The organism is Roseburia zhanii (assembly GCF_014287635.1).
Classification (GTDB): Bacteria; Bacillota; Clostridia; order Lachnospirales; family Lachnospiraceae; genus Roseburia_B; species Roseburia_B zhanii.
Genome location: NZ_JACOPH010000005.1, coordinates 176,949 through 194,543 on the forward strand (window position 1 = coordinate 176,949; position 17,595 = coordinate 194,543).

18 protein-coding genes and 1 riboswitch are annotated in these 17,595 nt (G+C 41.7%); all 18 genes read right to left on the reverse strand.

Features of this window, described 5'->3' with window-relative positions:
* Window positions 1–9: 9 nt before the first annotated feature.
* Window positions 10–654 (reverse strand): precorrin-8X methylmutase, encoded by a 645-nt coding sequence (locus tag H8S17_RS08345; protein ID WP_186866947.1) that lies wholly within the window; start codon window positions 652–654, stop codon window positions 10–12.
* Window positions 647–1,678: a pyridoxal phosphate-dependent aminotransferase gene (locus H8S17_RS08350; RefSeq protein ID WP_186866948.1), complete on the reverse strand. Its 1,032-nt coding sequence runs from the start codon at window positions 1,676–1,678 to the stop codon at window positions 647–649. The genes H8S17_RS08345 and H8S17_RS08350 overlap by 8 nt, the downstream gene beginning before the upstream one ends.
* A gap of 6 nt (window positions 1,679–1,684) precedes the next feature.
* Window positions 1,685–2,671 carry an adenosylcobinamide-phosphate synthase CbiB gene (gene cbiB, locus H8S17_RS08355; protein WP_186866949.1) on the reverse strand — a complete coding sequence of 329 codons (987 nt, stop codon included), beginning with the start codon at window positions 2,669–2,671 and terminating at the stop codon, window positions 1,685–1,687.
* A 13-nt stretch (window positions 2,672–2,684) separates the two neighbouring features.
* Complete coding sequence (locus H8S17_RS08360; RefSeq protein WP_207723387.1) at window positions 2,685–3,311, reverse strand: histidine phosphatase family protein; 627 nt, start codon at window positions 3,309–3,311, stop codon at window positions 2,685–2,687.
* Window positions 3,284–3,685, reverse strand: coding sequence for a bifunctional adenosylcobinamide kinase/adenosylcobinamide-phosphate guanylyltransferase (locus H8S17_RS08365; RefSeq protein ID WP_186866950.1), 402 nt, complete (start codon window positions 3,683–3,685; stop codon window positions 3,284–3,286). Before H8S17_RS08365 ends, H8S17_RS08360 begins: the two co-directional genes overlap by 28 nt.
* 10 nt (window positions 3,686–3,695) lie before the next feature.
* A complete protein-coding gene (locus H8S17_RS08370) occupies window positions 3,696–4,460 on the reverse strand; it encodes an adenosylcobinamide-GDP ribazoletransferase (RefSeq protein WP_186866951.1) in 765 nt (254 codons plus the stop codon).
* Between the two features lies 1 nt (window position 4,461).
* Window positions 4,462–5,010 (reverse strand): bifunctional adenosylcobinamide kinase/adenosylcobinamide-phosphate guanylyltransferase, encoded by a 549-nt coding sequence (locus H8S17_RS08375; protein WP_186866952.1) that lies wholly within the window; start codon window positions 5,008–5,010, stop codon window positions 4,462–4,464.
* 4 nt (window positions 5,011–5,014) lie between these two features.
* Window positions 5,015–6,106: a nicotinate-nucleotide--dimethylbenzimidazole phosphoribosyltransferase gene (gene cobT / locus H8S17_RS08380; protein ID WP_186866953.1), complete on the reverse strand. Its 1,092-nt coding sequence runs from the start codon at window positions 6,104–6,106 to the stop codon at window positions 5,015–5,017.
* Window positions 6,075–7,562, reverse strand: coding sequence for a cobyric acid synthase (locus H8S17_RS08385; RefSeq protein WP_186866954.1), 1,488 nt, complete (start codon window positions 7,560–7,562; stop codon window positions 6,075–6,077). Before H8S17_RS08385 ends, cobT begins: the two co-directional genes overlap by 32 nt.
* Window positions 7,563–7,574: 12 nt before the next feature.
* Entirely contained in the window at window positions 7,575–8,726 is a 1,152-nt protein-coding gene (locus tag H8S17_RS08390) for an ABC transporter ATP-binding protein (protein WP_243238016.1), read from the reverse strand.
* Window positions 8,684–9,703, reverse strand: a complete 1,020-nt coding sequence (locus tag H8S17_RS08395; RefSeq protein ID WP_186866955.1) for a FecCD family ABC transporter permease — start codon at window positions 9,701–9,703, stop codon at window positions 8,684–8,686. The genes H8S17_RS08390 and H8S17_RS08395 overlap by 43 nt, the downstream gene beginning before the upstream one ends.
* 12 nt (window positions 9,704–9,715) lie before the next feature.
* Window positions 9,716–10,897: an ABC transporter substrate-binding protein gene (locus H8S17_RS08400; RefSeq protein WP_186866956.1), complete on the reverse strand. Its 1,182-nt coding sequence runs from the start codon at window positions 10,895–10,897 to the stop codon at window positions 9,716–9,718.
* 10 nt (window positions 10,898–10,907) lie between these two features.
* Complete coding sequence (locus H8S17_RS08405; RefSeq protein ID WP_186866957.1) at window positions 10,908–11,837, reverse strand: iron transporter; 930 nt, start codon at window positions 11,835–11,837, stop codon at window positions 10,908–10,910.
* A gap of 23 nt (window positions 11,838–11,860) precedes the next feature.
* The gene (locus H8S17_RS08410; protein ID WP_186866958.1) at window positions 11,861–13,102 is read right to left on the reverse strand and encodes a sirohydrochlorin cobaltochelatase; all 1,242 of its coding nucleotides are present in this window, start codon (window positions 13,100–13,102) and stop codon (window positions 11,861–11,863) included.
* A gap of 194 nt (window positions 13,103–13,296) precedes the next feature.
* A riboswitch (cobalamin riboswitch) is annotated at window positions 13,297–13,495 on the reverse strand.
* 33 nt (window positions 13,496–13,528) lie between these two features.
* The gene (locus H8S17_RS08415; RefSeq protein ID WP_186866959.1) at window positions 13,529–14,392 is read right to left on the reverse strand and encodes an energy-coupling factor transporter transmembrane component T; all 864 of its coding nucleotides are present in this window, start codon (window positions 14,390–14,392) and stop codon (window positions 13,529–13,531) included.
* Between the two features lie 36 nt (window positions 14,393–14,428).
* Window positions 14,429–15,067: an ECF transporter S component gene (locus H8S17_RS08420; RefSeq protein ID WP_186866960.1), complete on the reverse strand. Its 639-nt coding sequence runs from the start codon at window positions 15,065–15,067 to the stop codon at window positions 14,429–14,431.
* Window positions 15,049–16,728: an ABC transporter ATP-binding protein gene (locus tag H8S17_RS08425; protein ID WP_186866961.1), complete on the reverse strand. Its 1,680-nt coding sequence runs from the start codon at window positions 16,726–16,728 to the stop codon at window positions 15,049–15,051. The genes H8S17_RS08420 and H8S17_RS08425 overlap by 19 nt, the downstream gene beginning before the upstream one ends.
* Entirely contained in the window at window positions 16,701–17,588 is an 888-nt protein-coding gene (locus H8S17_RS08430) for an energy-coupling factor transporter transmembrane component T (protein ID WP_186866962.1), read from the reverse strand. Before H8S17_RS08430 ends, H8S17_RS08425 begins: the two co-directional genes overlap by 28 nt.
* Between the last annotated feature and the right edge of the window lie 7 nt (window positions 17,589–17,595).

Below are 17,595 nucleotides of genomic sequence, written 5' to 3' on the forward strand. Positions count from 1 at the left end.
TTTTTAAAATTACTGATGATTTCTTGTCAGTTCATAGATCAAAGCATTACAAATTGCTGCCGCAATATTGCTTCCACCCTTTCTTCCCCGATTGACAATATATGGGAGCTCTGTTTCCATGATCAGTTCTTTTGCTGCTTCTACATTTACAAATCCAACCGGAACACCGATGACAAATGCCGGTTTCCACTGTTTAGTCTGCATCATGTTATAGAGCTGTATCAAAGCTGTCGGTGCATTGCCAATCGCAAAGATCACAGGTTTTTCTATTTCAGATGCCATCTCCATACTCACGGTGGCTCTGGTACAGCCCCTTTCCTTTGCCAGTTTTGCTACGGTTTCATCTGCCATATAACAGTGTACTTCTCCACCAAAACGGGAAAGAGCCTTTTTATTGATACCTGAAAATGCCATATTTGTATCTGTTACGATATCTGCACCATTTACGATCAGTTCCTTTGCGATTGCCACTGCATCTTTTGAAAATGTAAGCGTTTTTGTATATTCAAAATCCGCACTGGTATGGATCACTCTTTTCGTGATCATCGCCTCATCTTCCGGCAGTATCACACCCATATGATCTAATTCTTCTGAAATGATCTCAAAACTTCTCTTTTCAATTTCTTCCGGAAGCAATTGTTCTATTCTATTCATTACATTCACCTATCGCTTTCAATAATCTCTGATTGTCTTTATGGCTCTTTATGGCAATCCGGTAATATCCTTCTGTCAGACCTTTAAAATTTCTGCAGTCCCGGATCAAAATGCCTTGTGTTAATAAATATGCATACAATGGTTTCTTCGTATAGATCAGGATAAAATCTGCCTCCCCTGCAAATACCATGATCCCCATTGCACGCAACTCTTTTATAAGATATTCTCTTTCATCCTTAAGATACTTTATGGTTTCCTCTATATACCCATGCTCTTTCACACATGCGATCCCTGCTTTTTGTGCAAATGTGGAAAGATTCCATTCCGGCAGATGTCTTTTGATCTTTTCTAAAAGGAGGGGATCGCTGCCGATCAGATAGCCAAGTCTTACTCCCGGAATTGCATAGATCTTTGTAAATGCCCGGACGATCAGAAGATGTTCATATTCCTTACTTTCAGAGATTATAGAACATTCCCCTTCGCAAAATTCAATAAAACATTCATCTAAGACCACCGTGATGTTTTTCTCTCTGCAATGTTCTAACAAACACCTTAAATACGTCTGATCTAACTTCTTTCCAGTAGGATTGTTCGGATTTCCAAGGATCAGAAGATCGATCTTTTCATTTAAAGCTTCTAAGAGGCCTTCCTGTGGTAAAAAATCATTTTCTTGTTTTAGGAAAAAATAGATCACTTCACTTCCGACTGCTTTTGCGGCATATTCATAACCATAAAAGGACGGAGCTAAGATCATGGTTTTCTTTGGTCTTAATGCGTGGACGGCTGCCATAAATAATTCAGAAGCCCCATTGCCAAACAGCAGCTGCTCCTGTGGGATCAACAGTGTACTGCTTACGGCTTCTTTTAACGCCTGTGCTTCTATATCAGGATATTTATCACAGCTTTCGACTGCCTTATATAATGCGGCTTTCACGCTTTTAGGAATACCCGACGGATTGATATTTACAGAAAAATCAAGATCTATCCGGTTTCTGTAAATATCACCACCATGTACGTTCTTCACTGACGATCACTTCCCTTCTAAAAATACCATGACTGCTATCATAATTCCCAGACAGATGATCTCACAGAGCCATGCGGAAAGATACATCAGTTTGTTGATCCGCCTGATATCTTCATACTCCACTTTTCGAATGGCATCTCCGATATATGGTTTTTTTACAACTTTTCCAAAATAACTGGCATCTCCTGCTAATTGCAGTCCCAATGCACCTGCACATACCGATTCTGTCTGTGCAGAATTAGGACTTGCATGATTCCCATGATCTCTTTGATATATTTGATAAGCTGCTTTTCCGTCAAACTGCTTTCCACCGAGAAATGCTGCAGTTATCATCAGATAAGCACTGATCCTTGCCGGCAGATAGTTAACGATATCATCTAACTTCGCTGCCGCCCTGCCAAAATACAGATATGTTTCGTTTTTATATCCTACCATGGAATCCATAGTATTGACTGCTTTATAAAAAAATCCCAGAACAGGGCCGCCGACCGCTGTATAGAGCATCGGTGCAATGACACCATCGGACGTATTCTCTGCTACTGTTTCGATCGCTGCTTTTGCTACTCCTTCTTCATCTAAGACTTGCGTATCTCTCCCTACGATCATCGATACTGTCTGCCTTGCTTTCTCTATCCCTTCGGTTTTTAATGCCTGATATACCTTCATGCTTTCTACTTTCAGACATTTTACAGCTAAGATCTGATAGGTCATAATGCTTTCTACGAAAACCCCGGCATACGGATGAATACTATATGCCACCAGCAGGATCGCCATTGTCACACCAACAGTGAATATAAGTACTATAACCACCAGATAGATCCCATGCCTTAATTCTGTCTTTTTATTTTTTTGTTTTTCTGTTAAATGCAGCTTTTTTTCCAGACTTAAGATCAGATGTCCGATCAGGCGGATCGGGTGAAAAAGCCAGTAGGGATCGCCTAACAGCAGATCTAACAGATATCCCAGAAAAAAAGCAGTTATATGATATTTCATGGATATTCTCCTTCTATAATTCTCTTAAATCCTCAAAGTGGATATGCTTCCCATCACAGCACAGTTTACAGCAATATCCTTTTCCATTTGCAGTCTGGTGATCAAAATACTCTCCTCCATAAAAACTGCTCAGTAAAGCCATGATCGTTCCACCATGCACGATCATTCCTATGACTACATATTTCATATCTGCTGATCTTACAGTCTTTGAAAGTTCTTTACACATTGCATATAATCCCTGCTTCGAGCGTTTTATAAAGGTTGCCCTGCTTTCTCCATTTGGAAACGGCAGCGTTCCATTACTGTCGATCCACTTCTGGTATCTCCTGTCTTCCTGTAAATCCTGATAATTTTTTCCTTCAAAATCTCCAAAATCCATTTCCCGCCAATCCGGTACAATAACTGGTTGAATATCAGGATACAAGATCTCTGCTGTCTGTATGCATCGCTTCATCGGACTTGCAAATAACTTGTCAATCATCGGATATGTTCCGTTATTTTTTTCTTTTTGCAGTATTGTAATACCCTGTACACTTAAGGACTCATCTGTATTTCCTAAATACCGGTGTTCTTCATTTGCCTTCGTTGCTCCATGACGGATCATGATCAGTTCTATTTGATTCTCTGACCAATCCCACATATGACACGCACCACCTTATCTGCTCTTTTTGCTGCCATTACAAGTATCCTTCCCGTTCTCTCCCTGTACTCTCTCTCAAAGGCATCCATCGGCACGATCCCGTTTCCGATCTCATCACTGATAATGACCAGATCCTCAAACCTCTGATCCAAAAAATCCATGATCTCACTTTCCGGATCTTCTCCCTGCCGTATCCGCTCTTTTACCCAGCAGTGAAAATGATCAAGAATGACCACCTTATTTTCTGTGGCAATCTTTTCTAATGTACCCAAAGCAAGACTTGCCCCATCATAGACCTGATAAGCGTTCTTGTCATAATTATTTAAAACATAATTTAATTTTCCTTGTGAATATCCACCGATCACTAATTCCATATTTCTTCCTCTATCTTACTATTTCTAAAACTGCTGCCATTACCATCATACACCCTTCAGCGACCAGCACAAAATATCCGGCTGTATCTCCGGTAATTCCGCCTAGTTCCTTTTTCGTCCTGCCATAATAATAGAGAAACGCACCGCCTGCCGCTGCCGCTGTTAAGATTCCTGCTATCAATGACTGCCACAGCATAAATAAAAGACATCCTGTTCCCTGTAAATATAAAGCAGCTTTTACGATATTTTTCTGTGCTTTACTGGCAAACAGATATAACAGTCCATTTTCTTTTGCAGATGGAAAAGAAACCACCGCAATCCCGCTTAAAACTCTTGCAAGCATAAATCCGGCACACACGATCTTTAGGATCTCCCTGCTTTTGATCTCTGAAAAAGCCCCTGCATAGACTAGCCCATAAATCCCTAAAGTGATCACTGCAAATGCACCGATATGGGAATCTTTAAGGATATTTAATTTTTGTTCCTTTTCCTGATAGGAATGAAATGCATCCATGGTGTCCATAAATCCATCGACATGAAATCCACCTGTGATCATAAGTGGTATCGCCATTCCGATCAGTGTATAACAGACCATTCCAACTGCAAACTTCTCACAGACGATCTGCCAGAGGTATACACAGCCTCCGATCACCGCTCCTACCCATGGGAAAAAACAAAGCATATATTTCATTTCTTCATCTTTCCATGCAAACTGTGGCATGGGAATTTTAGAATACATGGAAAATGCAATGATCATAGATTTTATTATCCGCATATTACATCCCTTCCTTTAAAATGACCGGAATCCCCACAACAACTTCAATGACCTGATCGGCAATCTCAGATAACCGCTCATTGATGCATCCTAATATTTTGATATATTCCATTGTTGCATCGTCATAGACAGTTCCGTCTTCAAATACATTATTGGTAACGATCACAAGATGCCTGACTTCATTTTTCAACTGTCTGATACCATCTGTGATCTTGTCCATGATCATATGACGATCTTGTATCGTTTCATCAGAAAACATTTCATTTGCGAGAAGATTTGACATACATTCTAACAAAACGGTTCTCTTAGACGGATCTTTGATATCCATTTTTTCAATGGCATTCTCCACATTGCAAGGCTGTTCGATGGTCTTAAAATTCTTGCCGCTCCGCATATTCTTATGACGCTCTATTCTCTGTTTCCCTTCCTCATCAAATACCTGCATGGTTGCAATATAATATTTTTTGCAGTTCTTTGAAATCTTTGTAATACAATCTTCTGCATATGAAGATTTTCCACTTCCGCTGCCACCTGTGATCATGATCATCATAACATTAAAACCTCTGATACTGTTCTATCTGGATATCCGAAAATACAACTCTGCTGTTGTAGACATTCATTGCCATATCAAGCAGCCCAAACATCATAACTGCTCCTGTCCCTTCTCCTAATGCCAGATTGCCATCAATGACAGGTTCCATTTTTAATTCTTTTAAAAGCAGGCTGACCGCAGGTTCTTTTCCCTTGTGTGACGGGAGCAGGTATGCCCTTGTTCCCGGAAGTATCTTCTCTGCCACAAGTGCTGCTGCCATACTGATCACTCCATCAAGCACAATGGGCACATGATAAATGGCTCCACCCATACAGACACCGGCTAATCCGGCAATATCGAATCCTCCTACCGTCTTTAATACCGTAAGTGCATCTGCACGATAAAGATCATAGTTGCGGATCGCCTCTGTAATGACATGCTGTTTTCGCAAAAGTCCTCCATCACTCAGACCGGCTCCCCTTCCGGTGACTTCATCTGCTTTGCACTGTAATAATGCGGCTGTTACTGCACTGCTTGTTGTAGTATTTCCAATTCCCATTTCACCTGTTGCAAGAATCTTTATCCCTTTCTCTTTACAGCAATATACAAGATCTATACCGGCTGTGATCGCACGGATTGTTTCTTCTTCTGTCATTGCAGGCTCTTTTTTAAAATTTTTAGTACCGCATCTTATCTTTCGATCGAGCACTCCTTTGATCTTCTCTTTGCTGGCGATCCCAATATCCACAGGAATCGTTTCTACTCCGGCTGTTTCTGCCATTCTGCCAACCGAAGACTGCTTTTTTCCCATAGATTTTGCAACTGCAAGTGTCACCTCCTGCCCTGACTGGCTGATGCCTTCTTCTACAATACCATTGTCGGCACACATGATGATCACAGCTTTCTTTGAAATATCGATCTGATCTGTATGCATGATCGCTCCAATCTGGGCGGTTAATGTTTCAAATTTTCCCATGCCGTCGATCGGCTTTGCGATCTGATCCCAATTACGATACACCATTTCTTCTGATTTTTCATCAGGACTGTTGATGGAAATTCTTTCTAATTCTTCTCTTGTATAGTTATTCCAAGTGAGCTTCTCTAAGCATTCCATAGATCTCCTCCATATCCAGATACCGTCGCAGTGTATCGGCTAACTTGTCATACTGCTTTTCTTTGAACACCTGATAATCCTCAAATACGCCGTCTTTTATCCTGATCCCCTTTTTTTCTGCAAGGATCTTTACTATTCTATATGCAATATTTCCATGGTCAAATAGTCCATGTACATAGGAACCATAGACATTTTTTCCATTTTCGGATATGACATTTTCACACACGTTCTGAACTGAATTATTTAGCATATAAGAAGTCTGTCCCATATGGATCTCATATCCTTGATATTCACATTCAAAAAGTTCATGGAAACATCCTTTTAACATTCCTATCTTGCCCTTTGTCTGGCATCGTTTTTTCTCACTCTGTAATACTGTTACCACAGGCAGCAGTTCCATGCCACGGATCTTTCCCCCTTCTTCCACCTGATAGGGATCTGATATTTCATATCCTGACATCTGATAGCCGCCACAGATACCAAAAACCGGTATATCCTCTGCCATACGTTTGATGACTGCTTCTAAGCCATTCTGACGCATCCACTTTAAATCTCCCATGGTATTTTTACTCCCCGGAAGAAAGATCATATCCGGATGATGCAGTTCACTGATTGAAGTTACATATCGTACAGTGACTTCCGGCATCTGTTCAAACACATTAAAATCCGTAAAGTTTGATATCCTCGGATAGTGAATGACTGCTATATCGATCAGCCCTTCCTCTTTCTGATCAAATCTTTCGGTCAGACTGTCTTCATCTTCTAAAGCTAATTCCATATAAGGGACGACTCCGACTACCGGAACATTTCCCTTCTCATAAAGCATCTTGACGCCCGGATCTAAAATGGATTTATCTCCACGGAATTTATTGATGATAAGTCCTTTTACACGTTCTCTTTCGCTATCTTCTAACAGCATCAGCGTACCTAAAAGCTGTGCAAAGACACCGCCTCTGTCAATATCTCCGACTAAAAGAACCGGTGCATCTACCATTTCTGCCAATCCCATATTGACAATATCATTTTCTTTTAAATTGATCTCTGCCGGACTGCCCGCACCTTCGATCACAATGATATCCGCATATTCCTCTAATTTACGAAATGCTCTCTTAATATCCGGGATCAGTTGTTTTTTATAAGCAAAATATTCTCTAGCGCTCATATTGCCAAGGACTTCTCCATTGACGATCACTTGCGATCCTGTATGATTCGTAGGCTTTAGCAGAATGGGATTCATGCAGACCATAGGTGCAATCCCTGCTGCCTCTGCCTGCATAACCTGCGCCCTTCCCATTTCTAACCCTTCAGTTGTGATAAAAGAATTTAATGCCATATTCTGCGATTTAAAAGGTGCTGTGCGGCAGCCGTCCTGTTTAAAGATCCTGCATAAGCCGGCTGCTATTAGACTTTTGCCTGCATTTGACATTGTTCCCTGTACCATGATCACTTTTGCCATTTGTTAAGCCTCTCATTCATTCTGGTAAGATAATTCTATCTGTTTTTTACACTGTTTCGCATATTCAAACAACTCCTGGTTTGCACTTTCAAATGTTCCAAAAGAATCTTTTGTACAGATCACGTTATCACATGTCTGTAATCTCTGCTTTGCCAGCTCTAACTGCCTGTCTGTGACCGGTTCAAAAGATTCTGCACAGATCACCTCTGTGGCCAGTGCCTTTGCCGCCGGATAATCTAAGTCGTTTTGAAAAAGGATTCCTGTCGCAAACGGTATCCCATTCCGCTGCAGCCTGCGATATACATTCCTGCCTGTTCCGCCTCCGGCGATCACAAATACCTCTGCATCCCCCTTTATGGCTGGAAGTTCCATATTTCCATTGATCTCATCATAGCTGCCGGAGGAAAGTGAAAATAATTCTGCTATATATCCCGGCACAAATATTTCTTCCGGTTTTCCAAAGCGGTCTACATATCTCCCATTCACACAAAGAATCTTATCAGACACTTTTTCTGCTAATTCTAATTCGTGAAGTGACATGATCACCGTTAATCCCTTTTTCTTTCTCATCTCCTGTAAAACAGATAAAAATTCCAGCTTATACCGGATATCTAAATAGGACGTTGGTTCGTCTAATATGATGATCTCCGGTTCCTGTGCGATCGCACGGGCAAGCATGACCCGCTGTCTCTGCCCATCACTGATACGGTTAAAATCCTGATCTTTGATAGCTGTCACATGTACTGATTCCATTGCTTCTTTTACTACCTGATGATCTTTTGGGGAAAGAATACCAAATCTTCCTGTATATGGATACCTTCCCGTTGCAACTACATCTTCACAAGTCATCATCTCACTGCGGAGTTTTTCTGTGAATACTACCGCCAGATTTTTTGACAGTTCCTGACCAGACATGGTTTCCATCTGTTTTTCATCTATATAAACAGTTCCACATATCAGTGCAAGTTCTCTTGCAATACTTTTTAGAATGGTTGATTTTCCGGCACCATTCGGGCCGATCAGTGTTAAGATTTCTCCTTTTTGTAAGGCAATCTCTATATTTTCGATCAATGGGTGTTTCTGATAACCCACACTCATTTTTTCCGCCCTGAAATAATACTTCATGCTGCCATTTTCTCCCTGTTTCTTCTTACCATGATCCATATGACTACCGGTGCCCCAAAGATTGCCGTAACTGTACTGATACTAAGTTCTGTCGGTGCAGATAGTGTTCTCGCCAGCAGATCACAGAACAGACAGAACACGCTCCCACCTAAAAAACAGGCAGGTATCATCAGAATAGGTTTTGCCGTTCCTAAAAGATTCCTGATCAAATGGGGAACTGCGATCCCTACAAAGGAGATTGGCCCTGCAAATGCAACAATACATGCTGATAAAATACTCGATAAGACAACGAGTGCCATACGAAGCAGGCGGATATTTACCCCCATGTTCTGTGCATAAGATTCTCCTGACTGATATGCACTTAACGGTTTTGCTAACAGAAATATGATAATGCCTGTGACTGCAACGACTCCTGTCATAACAGCAACATGATCCCATGTCATACCGGAAAAGCTGCCCTTAGACCAGTTATGCAGATTTACGATCTCTGCATCACTTGCAAAGTTTACGATCAATTCCGTAACTGCCGAACAGATATAGCCGATCATCACTCCGGCAACGACTAACATTGACATATTATTTACCTTATGTGACATCACAAGTACAAAGCCCATAGAGAGCATTGCCCCTATAAAAGCTGCTAAGATCAATATAGCAGAACTGACTGTAAAAGCCCTTCCCATCAGAAATACCATAACCAAAGCAACAACCATCTTTGCTCCGGAAGAAATCCCCAGTACAAAAGGTCCTGCTATCGGATTATGAAAAAATGTCTGTAACAGATAGCCTGCAAGGGCTAATGCTCCGCCTAAAACAAGTGCAGCCACGGCTCTTGGCATCCGGATATCCCACAGAATCCGCTCATTTTGAATGGCATATCCCTGTATGGATGCTAAAATATCCTCTAACGGTATGGCTACAGTTCCTATACATACATTTAATACAATAAATATCAGTGTACCAGCCAGCAATAGACAAAAAGCCAGCAGATATCTGATTTTTTTATCACATTTCATACTGTTCCTCCACTACTTCAACCGGAAAAGGTATCTCATCTGTTCTTCGCTTTCCCCCTGAAGCATTTCATGCATATCTTCGATCAGATAACCGATCGACATGGACTGCTGGTACATATCATTTGTCGTGCACCAGACATTTCCTTTTTGCACCGCCTTAAAATCACTTAGTACCGAACACTTACTGATCAGTTCATCTATGGATTTCACTCCACCATCAATCGAGCTGTTATAAATGATATAATCTGCATCTTTTGCCCGGTCATAAAATTCCTCTATCTGCATATTCATGGTAGAGCGGTGTGTTTCTGCATCATCAGGATCATCAAAAATATACTTGCCGCCTGCAAGTTCGATCATTTTGGGAATATAATCCGAAGTTCTGCGCACCTGTACTAAGCCATTGGAAGTAATAAAGAAAAATGCCACTGTCTTATCCGTTTTCTCTGCCGCAGTTACTTTTTCTAAGATTGCTGTCTGCTCCTTGAAAATCTCATCTGCTTTCTGTTCTTTATCTACCAGTGCCCCAAAAAACTTCACCCATTCTACACGCCCTAACGGATGCGATTCGTAACTGGAATATTCTGTCATTACAGGAATCCCAAAATCCTCTAACATTTCAATGACTTCCGGTGAATGTGTGATCATCGTATTTTCAATCGCCATAGAACAATTTTGTGAAACGATCAGCTCATAATCCGGTTTATCATATTTTCCTGCATATAAGATATCCCCCTTCTGCATAGCTTCCTGGGCATCTTTTACATACCAGTTTTCTGCCTTCTGCCCTGAAAACCGTATCGTATCTAATGCTTCTAACTTGCTGAAAATATCCATGACAGATGATGATACCAGATACAGATCTTTGACCGGCTGTTTTAGTATGATCGTACCTTCTTCTATATTTTCCGGTACTTCTTTATCCTCCGGTACTAAAAGGATCTTTGTACCATCCGTAATTTTTAACAGCTTATAGCCGCCTTTATAATAATCTATGGAAAAATTTTTGGCATACAAAAGACCGGCACTTCTTTCATATACAAGACCATCTGCCTGCTCTGTCTGTTCACTGCTTTCCGATCCAGCCATCACATCTGTCTTTGAATCGGAAGAAGGACTGCCACAGCCGCACAGCCAAAGCAGTCCTATCAAAAATAAACAGCATATTGTTGTTATCTTTTTTCTTCCTGACATTATCTTCCTCTTATTCTACAGCTTTGATCGTATCTGATAAAAATGTAATCTTATATTCAATCTCATGCGGCTTACTCATTGCCACAGTATCTCCGATCACATCCATTGGTTCATCGAATGCCAAAACAGGGATTTCAAAAACTGAACCTCCCTCGGTACTGAGTGGAAGATATTTTTCTCCTCCTACGATCATATAATCATAATTTTCACTGCTCCACTGAACAGTTGCTGTCACATTTCCATCTGCCACATTAATCGTTGCCGGAGATAAGATCTGTGCCTTTCCGCTTCCGCCTTCAAAAGTAAGTTCTACGGTATAGCTGCCATCTTCTAATCCATCGGCTGCACCTGCCTGCGTCTGTTCGTCACTGACCGGCTGCGGATCAGAGACTGTGACCTTATGGTCGTACCATTTTCCTTTTGTTCCAATCAATGCCAGATCAAACTCCTGATCGATCGCAGGAACCGGAACATCAAATCCATATACTTCTTCTGTCAGGCCATCACTATATGTAACGGTATCTTCCGTCGGCATCAGAAGCTCTGCTCCTTCTTTTGCTGCATCCTCTGCAAGTCCGCAGTATAGATTTAAGATCTTTTTAGAAGCAAGAGAAATATGTATGGTCATCTCTCCGTTTTCAACGGTCAGCGTTCCTTTTCCCTCACAGGCTTCACTGACGTGAAACATGGAACTGTCTGTCTGAAACTCTGCTGTATATACTCCATCAGCTAAGACTGCTGTATCTTCTGTGTCCTGCTCTGTTGTATCAGCTTCCATGCTTTCCGTTGTACCGATCGTTTCTGTATTTACAGCATTTTCTACAACGGCTGACTGATCTGCCGTTTTAGAATCCTGTTTTGTGCCATTTGAAGCACATCCTCCAAACCAAATACACGCCAGTACGACTGCACCAGCAGTTATGATCCGATTTTTTTTCATGTCTTATATTACCTTCCTTGCTATTACTCATTGATTGCATTTGTTGTGTGCTGAACATAGATCTGCTGGATCGCATCCACAGAACCAAGACCATGGATCTGGGTATCTACACTCTCGAAGTTACCGGATGCTTTAAACATGCTTACCCATGAATCATCATCTTCGCCAGCCATATCATTGTTTGCATGGTCACCGGCTACAACCATCAACGGACGAAGTACGATCTTTGTATAACCGGCATCAGCAGCCGCTTTGATAACAGCTTCGCAGGCTGTATCTTCCGGTTCTCCTTCTACAGTTCCGATAAATACATTATCATAACCAAGTTCTTTCATCTGTGACTGCATCTGGCTGTAAGATACCTTTGCCACATGAGCCGTTCCGTGTCCCATAAATACATAAGCTGTTTTATCTTCTTTTGCAGCATCTAAGCTGTCATATCCGGAATCTTTGACTGCCTCTGCTGTAAGCGTTTCTGCTACTGCTTTTTTATCATCATTGATCACAGTTGCATCGGATCCAACTTCACCAAGCAGCGGTTCTGCTATTTTTACGGTTTCAAATTTATCTTTGTAATTATCAACAGTTTCCATCAGTTCATCATATTCTGCACCGTGCATCAGATGTGTCGGCTGAATCACCAGATTCTTCACTCCGTTAGATACTGCACGGTCTAATGCCTGATCTACGTTATCAATCTTTTCTCCATCACGCGCCTGTACATGGTTGATAATGATCTGTGCTGTAAAAGCTCTTCTTACTGACCAGTCAGGAAATGCTTCCTGAATTGCGTCTTCAATGCCTTTGACATCAGCCACACGGCTGTCGTTAAAAGATGTACCAAAGCTGACAACTAAGATCTCATTGTCACCGATCTCATCCTGATTACGCGGATCATCTAAAGAAGCATCTCCTGTATCTCTGCCAAAATAATCCGGATCAGCATTTTCGCCTTCTACTAATTCTTTCTGTGCATCGGTAAGTGCATTCCATGCAGCTTTTGCCTCCTCGCACTGTGCATCGGTATCATCTGTTCTCTCCTGTACATAAATCGCATCGATCAATGATGCCACTTTATCTGCAGCTGCCTGATCTGCATCTTCTGTTTCTGTTTCAGCTAATGCTTCTTCTGCCTCTGTCGCATCCTGCTTTACAGTTTCTTCTACAGTATCTTTTGTGGTTTCTGTCTGACTGTTTCCGCATCCTGTCATACCTACTGTGCCAATTAAGGCTGCCATCAATAATGCTACTGCTCTTTTCTTCATATTATCCTCATTTCCGCAGTTTCCTGCTAATTTTTTATCAAATATGCAGTCCTGCAAAAACGATTCCAGACGATATCACTGTTTTTTGGGGGGATATATTCTTATGCACAAAAAATAAACCCTATCCAGATTATAGACAAAGGGTTTGTACTCTTAACACGTACAACCTTTTTACTCGTGGTTTGAAACAATCGTTTCTGTACAGCAAACAGGCAGGTCTCCCGGCTTATAGATCAACGCATCTGCCGCCTTCCCAGTTTCCCAGTGGCATTTTTGCATCTGCTCCCTAATTACGGTGACGAGTTCGTACAGGATTCGCACCTGTTTCCCTTTTCACCGGAACCAATCATCATATACTCTGATTCTTCCGACACCTGTTCACTACATATTTAATTTCTCATAAAATACCATATTCCAACATTTTTTTCAACTATAATATTTGCAGTTACATTGTTCTAGCCCCACCGGCAGGCACAAAAATCCCACATAACAGATATAAAATACCACTGACAACGGTGTGACCGGATTCATCACGATCACCGGATCATAATAAATCGTTGTCTGTTCAAACATAACAGCCATAAAAAGGATCGTAAGCATCGCTGCCATTGCGACCACTAGGCTTCTGTCCCGATTGTCAAAGCGGTAGATTGCAAATGCACTTCGTCCTTTTAGGGAATATCCCCTGCATTTCATAGCGGCTGCCTTCTCCATGGCATCTTCGATCGTCCATGTGATCAGAATGGATAGCACTCCTGCTGTATGACTTAGCCGCTCAAAGGCATTTCCCTGACGTATGCCTTTATAGATGCCTTCTCTTGCCGTTTCTATCTTTTTTGCCTGCTGTATGATCTGCGGCACACTCCGAAACAGGATGGAAACATACAAAGACAGTTTTGGTGAGATGCGTCCGAGCAGAAATACGATCTTATCTGTCGTCACTAAAACATACAGGCAGCTCCCCCACATCAAAACTGTGATCAGACGGCAGCCGGTCACCATGCCATAGGCAAATGCTTCAAGTGTGATCTGATTTCCAATAAAATTCGTCTTTAATCCGGTCACGCCAAAATGATGATAAGATGCGTAATAGATGGCATAAGCTGCCATGGCTGCTAAAAGCAGCAGATCACATACGGCTGCTTTTTTCCCACGCAGATACACAGAATAGATAACTGCCGTCACAAAAGAGATCAGGACATAGATGGGATGGTCAAAATAGATCGTCATTAGAAAAACTGCTGTAAAATACAGCAGTTCGATTGCCGGATGATAATTATCAAATCTCATGTTGTCCCCTTTCGTAAAGAATCCGTATCTGTCTGTTTACCTTTCATTCATAATGCCATACTTTTGTTTCATACGGTTTAATTTTTCTAACAACGGACGGCAAAATAAAAGTAACGTGATAAATGTTGCCGCCCCATGGATCGCATTGACCGGAAGTCCTGAGAGATAGACTGCTCCTGCTGTTTCTTTGGTAATGACATTTGCCATCATAAATAAACTGCCGGTATCAAGGATCGGACCTACGATCAACAACACCACAAAGAAACCATAGACAGCTGTCAAAAGCACCTGCGGCATCGTATGGATCTCCCGCTTTTTTAAGAAACCTGCACAGACTCCGGCTATTCCATAAGCAAACATCTGCCATGGTGTCCATGGTCCCTGTCCGAAGATGAAATTGCTGACAAATGCACTGATGACTCCGACAAAAAAACCTGCCCCGCTGCCAAATGCGATCCCGCAGATCATAATGATGCCTGTGATCGGTTTAAAATGCGGCACCATAGCAAATGCTGCCCTTGATACCACGGCAACGGCACTTAATACTGCAAGCGTCACAAAATCCTTCACTGTCGGTTTTTGCTTTTCGTATTGCAGGAAAAAAATTCCTGTCGCAGCTAAGATCACAAGCGTACTGACAATATAATAATGACTGTTTATAAGTTCTTTTGACATAATTCAATCACCTCACCATCGGTTACTGCATTTTCAAAAATGTGCCGGCTCATCCGGTTTGCTGCTGTTGTATAAAAACTGTTTTTCGAGAAGAAATTCCTCGGTGTATTCGTTGTCAATATCGTTCCATCAAAAAACATGCTGACGGTATCTGCATATTTTGCACAAAATTCCACATCATGGGATACCAGTATTATAGTAATTCCCTGATTGTTTAATTCTTTTAAAATATCTGCAAACTGCTTTTTAAAAATTGCATCCATGCCCTTTGTCGGTTCATCTAAGAGCAAGATCTTCGGTTGGGTAAGCAGCACTTTTGCCAATGCCGCTCTCTGCTGTTCCCCTCCTGAACTATCATATGGATGCTTTTCTAACAGTTCTGTGATCTGACAGAGTTTCGCAATGCGGGTGATCTCATCTTCCCTGTCTTTTTTGTTTTTTCCGGTGGTCATTTCCTCTAAATCTTCTCTTACCGTTTTCTTTACAAAAAGACTCAATGGATCTTGTGGCAGCATGGCAAGGTTTCCGGAAAATAATTCTCCCTTGCAGTATTTCTCCATGCGTTTTCCAAAGATCTTTACTTTTCCACTGTAAGGACGGCAGATACCACAGATACTCTTTAACAATGTCGATTTTCCGGTTCCGTTTCCACCGACGATCGCAAAAAGTGTTCCCTTTTCCACACGAAATGATACGCCTTTTAAGATATCCGGTGCATTTTTTTCATAACGCATATAGAGTTCTTTTACTTCTACTGCCGGATCTTTGATCTCATCTTCCTCATAAGGTGCTTCTGCTTCATATGCACTGACTTTTAATGTTCTGTCTGCAAAGAATGTATCTAACCATTCTGCACCTTCCCGAACGGTAAGCGGTGCTGAATTTTTCTGTTCTTCTACTCCATAATACACTAATAACGGCGTCGGGAGTGCCGCAAGCATTTCATGGTTTCCTTCTTTTAGAAATGCCCCGACCGCTCTTGGTGTATCGACTGCTGCGATCTTTCCCTTTTCCATGACAACCACCTGATCTGAGGCATAAAAAATATCTTCTAACCGGTGTTCTGTAATGATCACTGTTGTACGCAGTTCACGATTGATTTTTTTTACCGTGTTTAAAAAATCCGCCGCTGCGATCGGATCTAACTGGCTTGTCGGTTCATCTAAGATCAATACCTCCGGCTGCATTGCCATCACAGATGCAAGATTTAAAAGCTGTTTCTGCCCACCGGATAATTCCGATACGTTTTTATAAAACCAGTGTTCAATGCCAAAATAACTTGCCATCTCTGCTACCCGGAGCCGGATCGTTTTCTGGTCGTATCCTAAACTCTCTAACCCGAATGCAAGTTCATGCCATACTTTATCTGTTACGATCTGGCTGTCCGGATTCTGCATCACATAACCGATCTTTGAGGACTGCTCCCTAAGATCCGCCTCCTGTAATGGTCTGCCGCAAAATAAGATCTCACCGGATAATGTTCCATGCGGTGTCAGAACACTTTTTAACAGACGGAGCAATGTCGTCTTTCCACTTCCACTTGCCCCACAGACTGTTACATATTCTCCCTGCCTGATCTCTAAATTGATATGCTCTAGTGCCGGTCTGTCCGTAGTGTCCGGATATGCAAATGTTACATCCTGTATCTTAAAATGAACCATCTTATTTCCTCCATTACATAAGCTGCTGTCGGGATTGCTAAAAATGCGGCATAACCGATCAGTCCTGCCATACGATAGCCGTCCGATAAGTCTGCGATCTCTAATACCGGCAGATAACTGACAAATGCACCGCCTTTGATCATACAATACACGATCAGTACGATATCTGCAAGCATAGCAAAAAGCAGACACTTCTCTTTGCCTCTCCACTTATAAATACAAAAAGAAGTTCTGCTTCCACTTCCATATCCGCGGCTTAACATCGCAGATGATGTGACCATGCCGCCTTCTAATGCCCATGAAGTGAGTGCTGATACTAACAGCATACCATCTTCTGTGCGTTCTTTTAAAGTTCCATTTTCTGCTGATTTTCCGATTCCTTTTCTCGCATCCGCAATCTTTTTTAAATGTCTGCCATATAGCGGAAGGAACCGTAAAACCATAGTAAGTACCATGGATACGGCTGGCAGCAGCCTGCTAAAGCAGTATAGAAATTTATCACTCGTCATCGTGATCTGGTAAGATGCAAACCATGTCAACACTGTGACAAACATCGCTGCCATTGCCATTCCATAGCATAGTGCCTCTAAGGTATAATGCCTTCCTGCCATGTACGTAAATAATACATGGCTGCCGGAAGGATTAAATACCGGATTTAAGACGGATAGCAGCAGAAACACAAGCAGCATACCCGATAGAAATCTTCTTTTTTCTTTTGCCACTGTCATATAACAGCTGATAGAAAATATGATCGAGCAGGCTAAAAATGCCGGATGCATAAATAACATTCCAGACAGGACTGTCCCAATATAAAATATCAGATGTATCACCGGATGATACTGCCAAAAAATATGTTTCATAACTGCT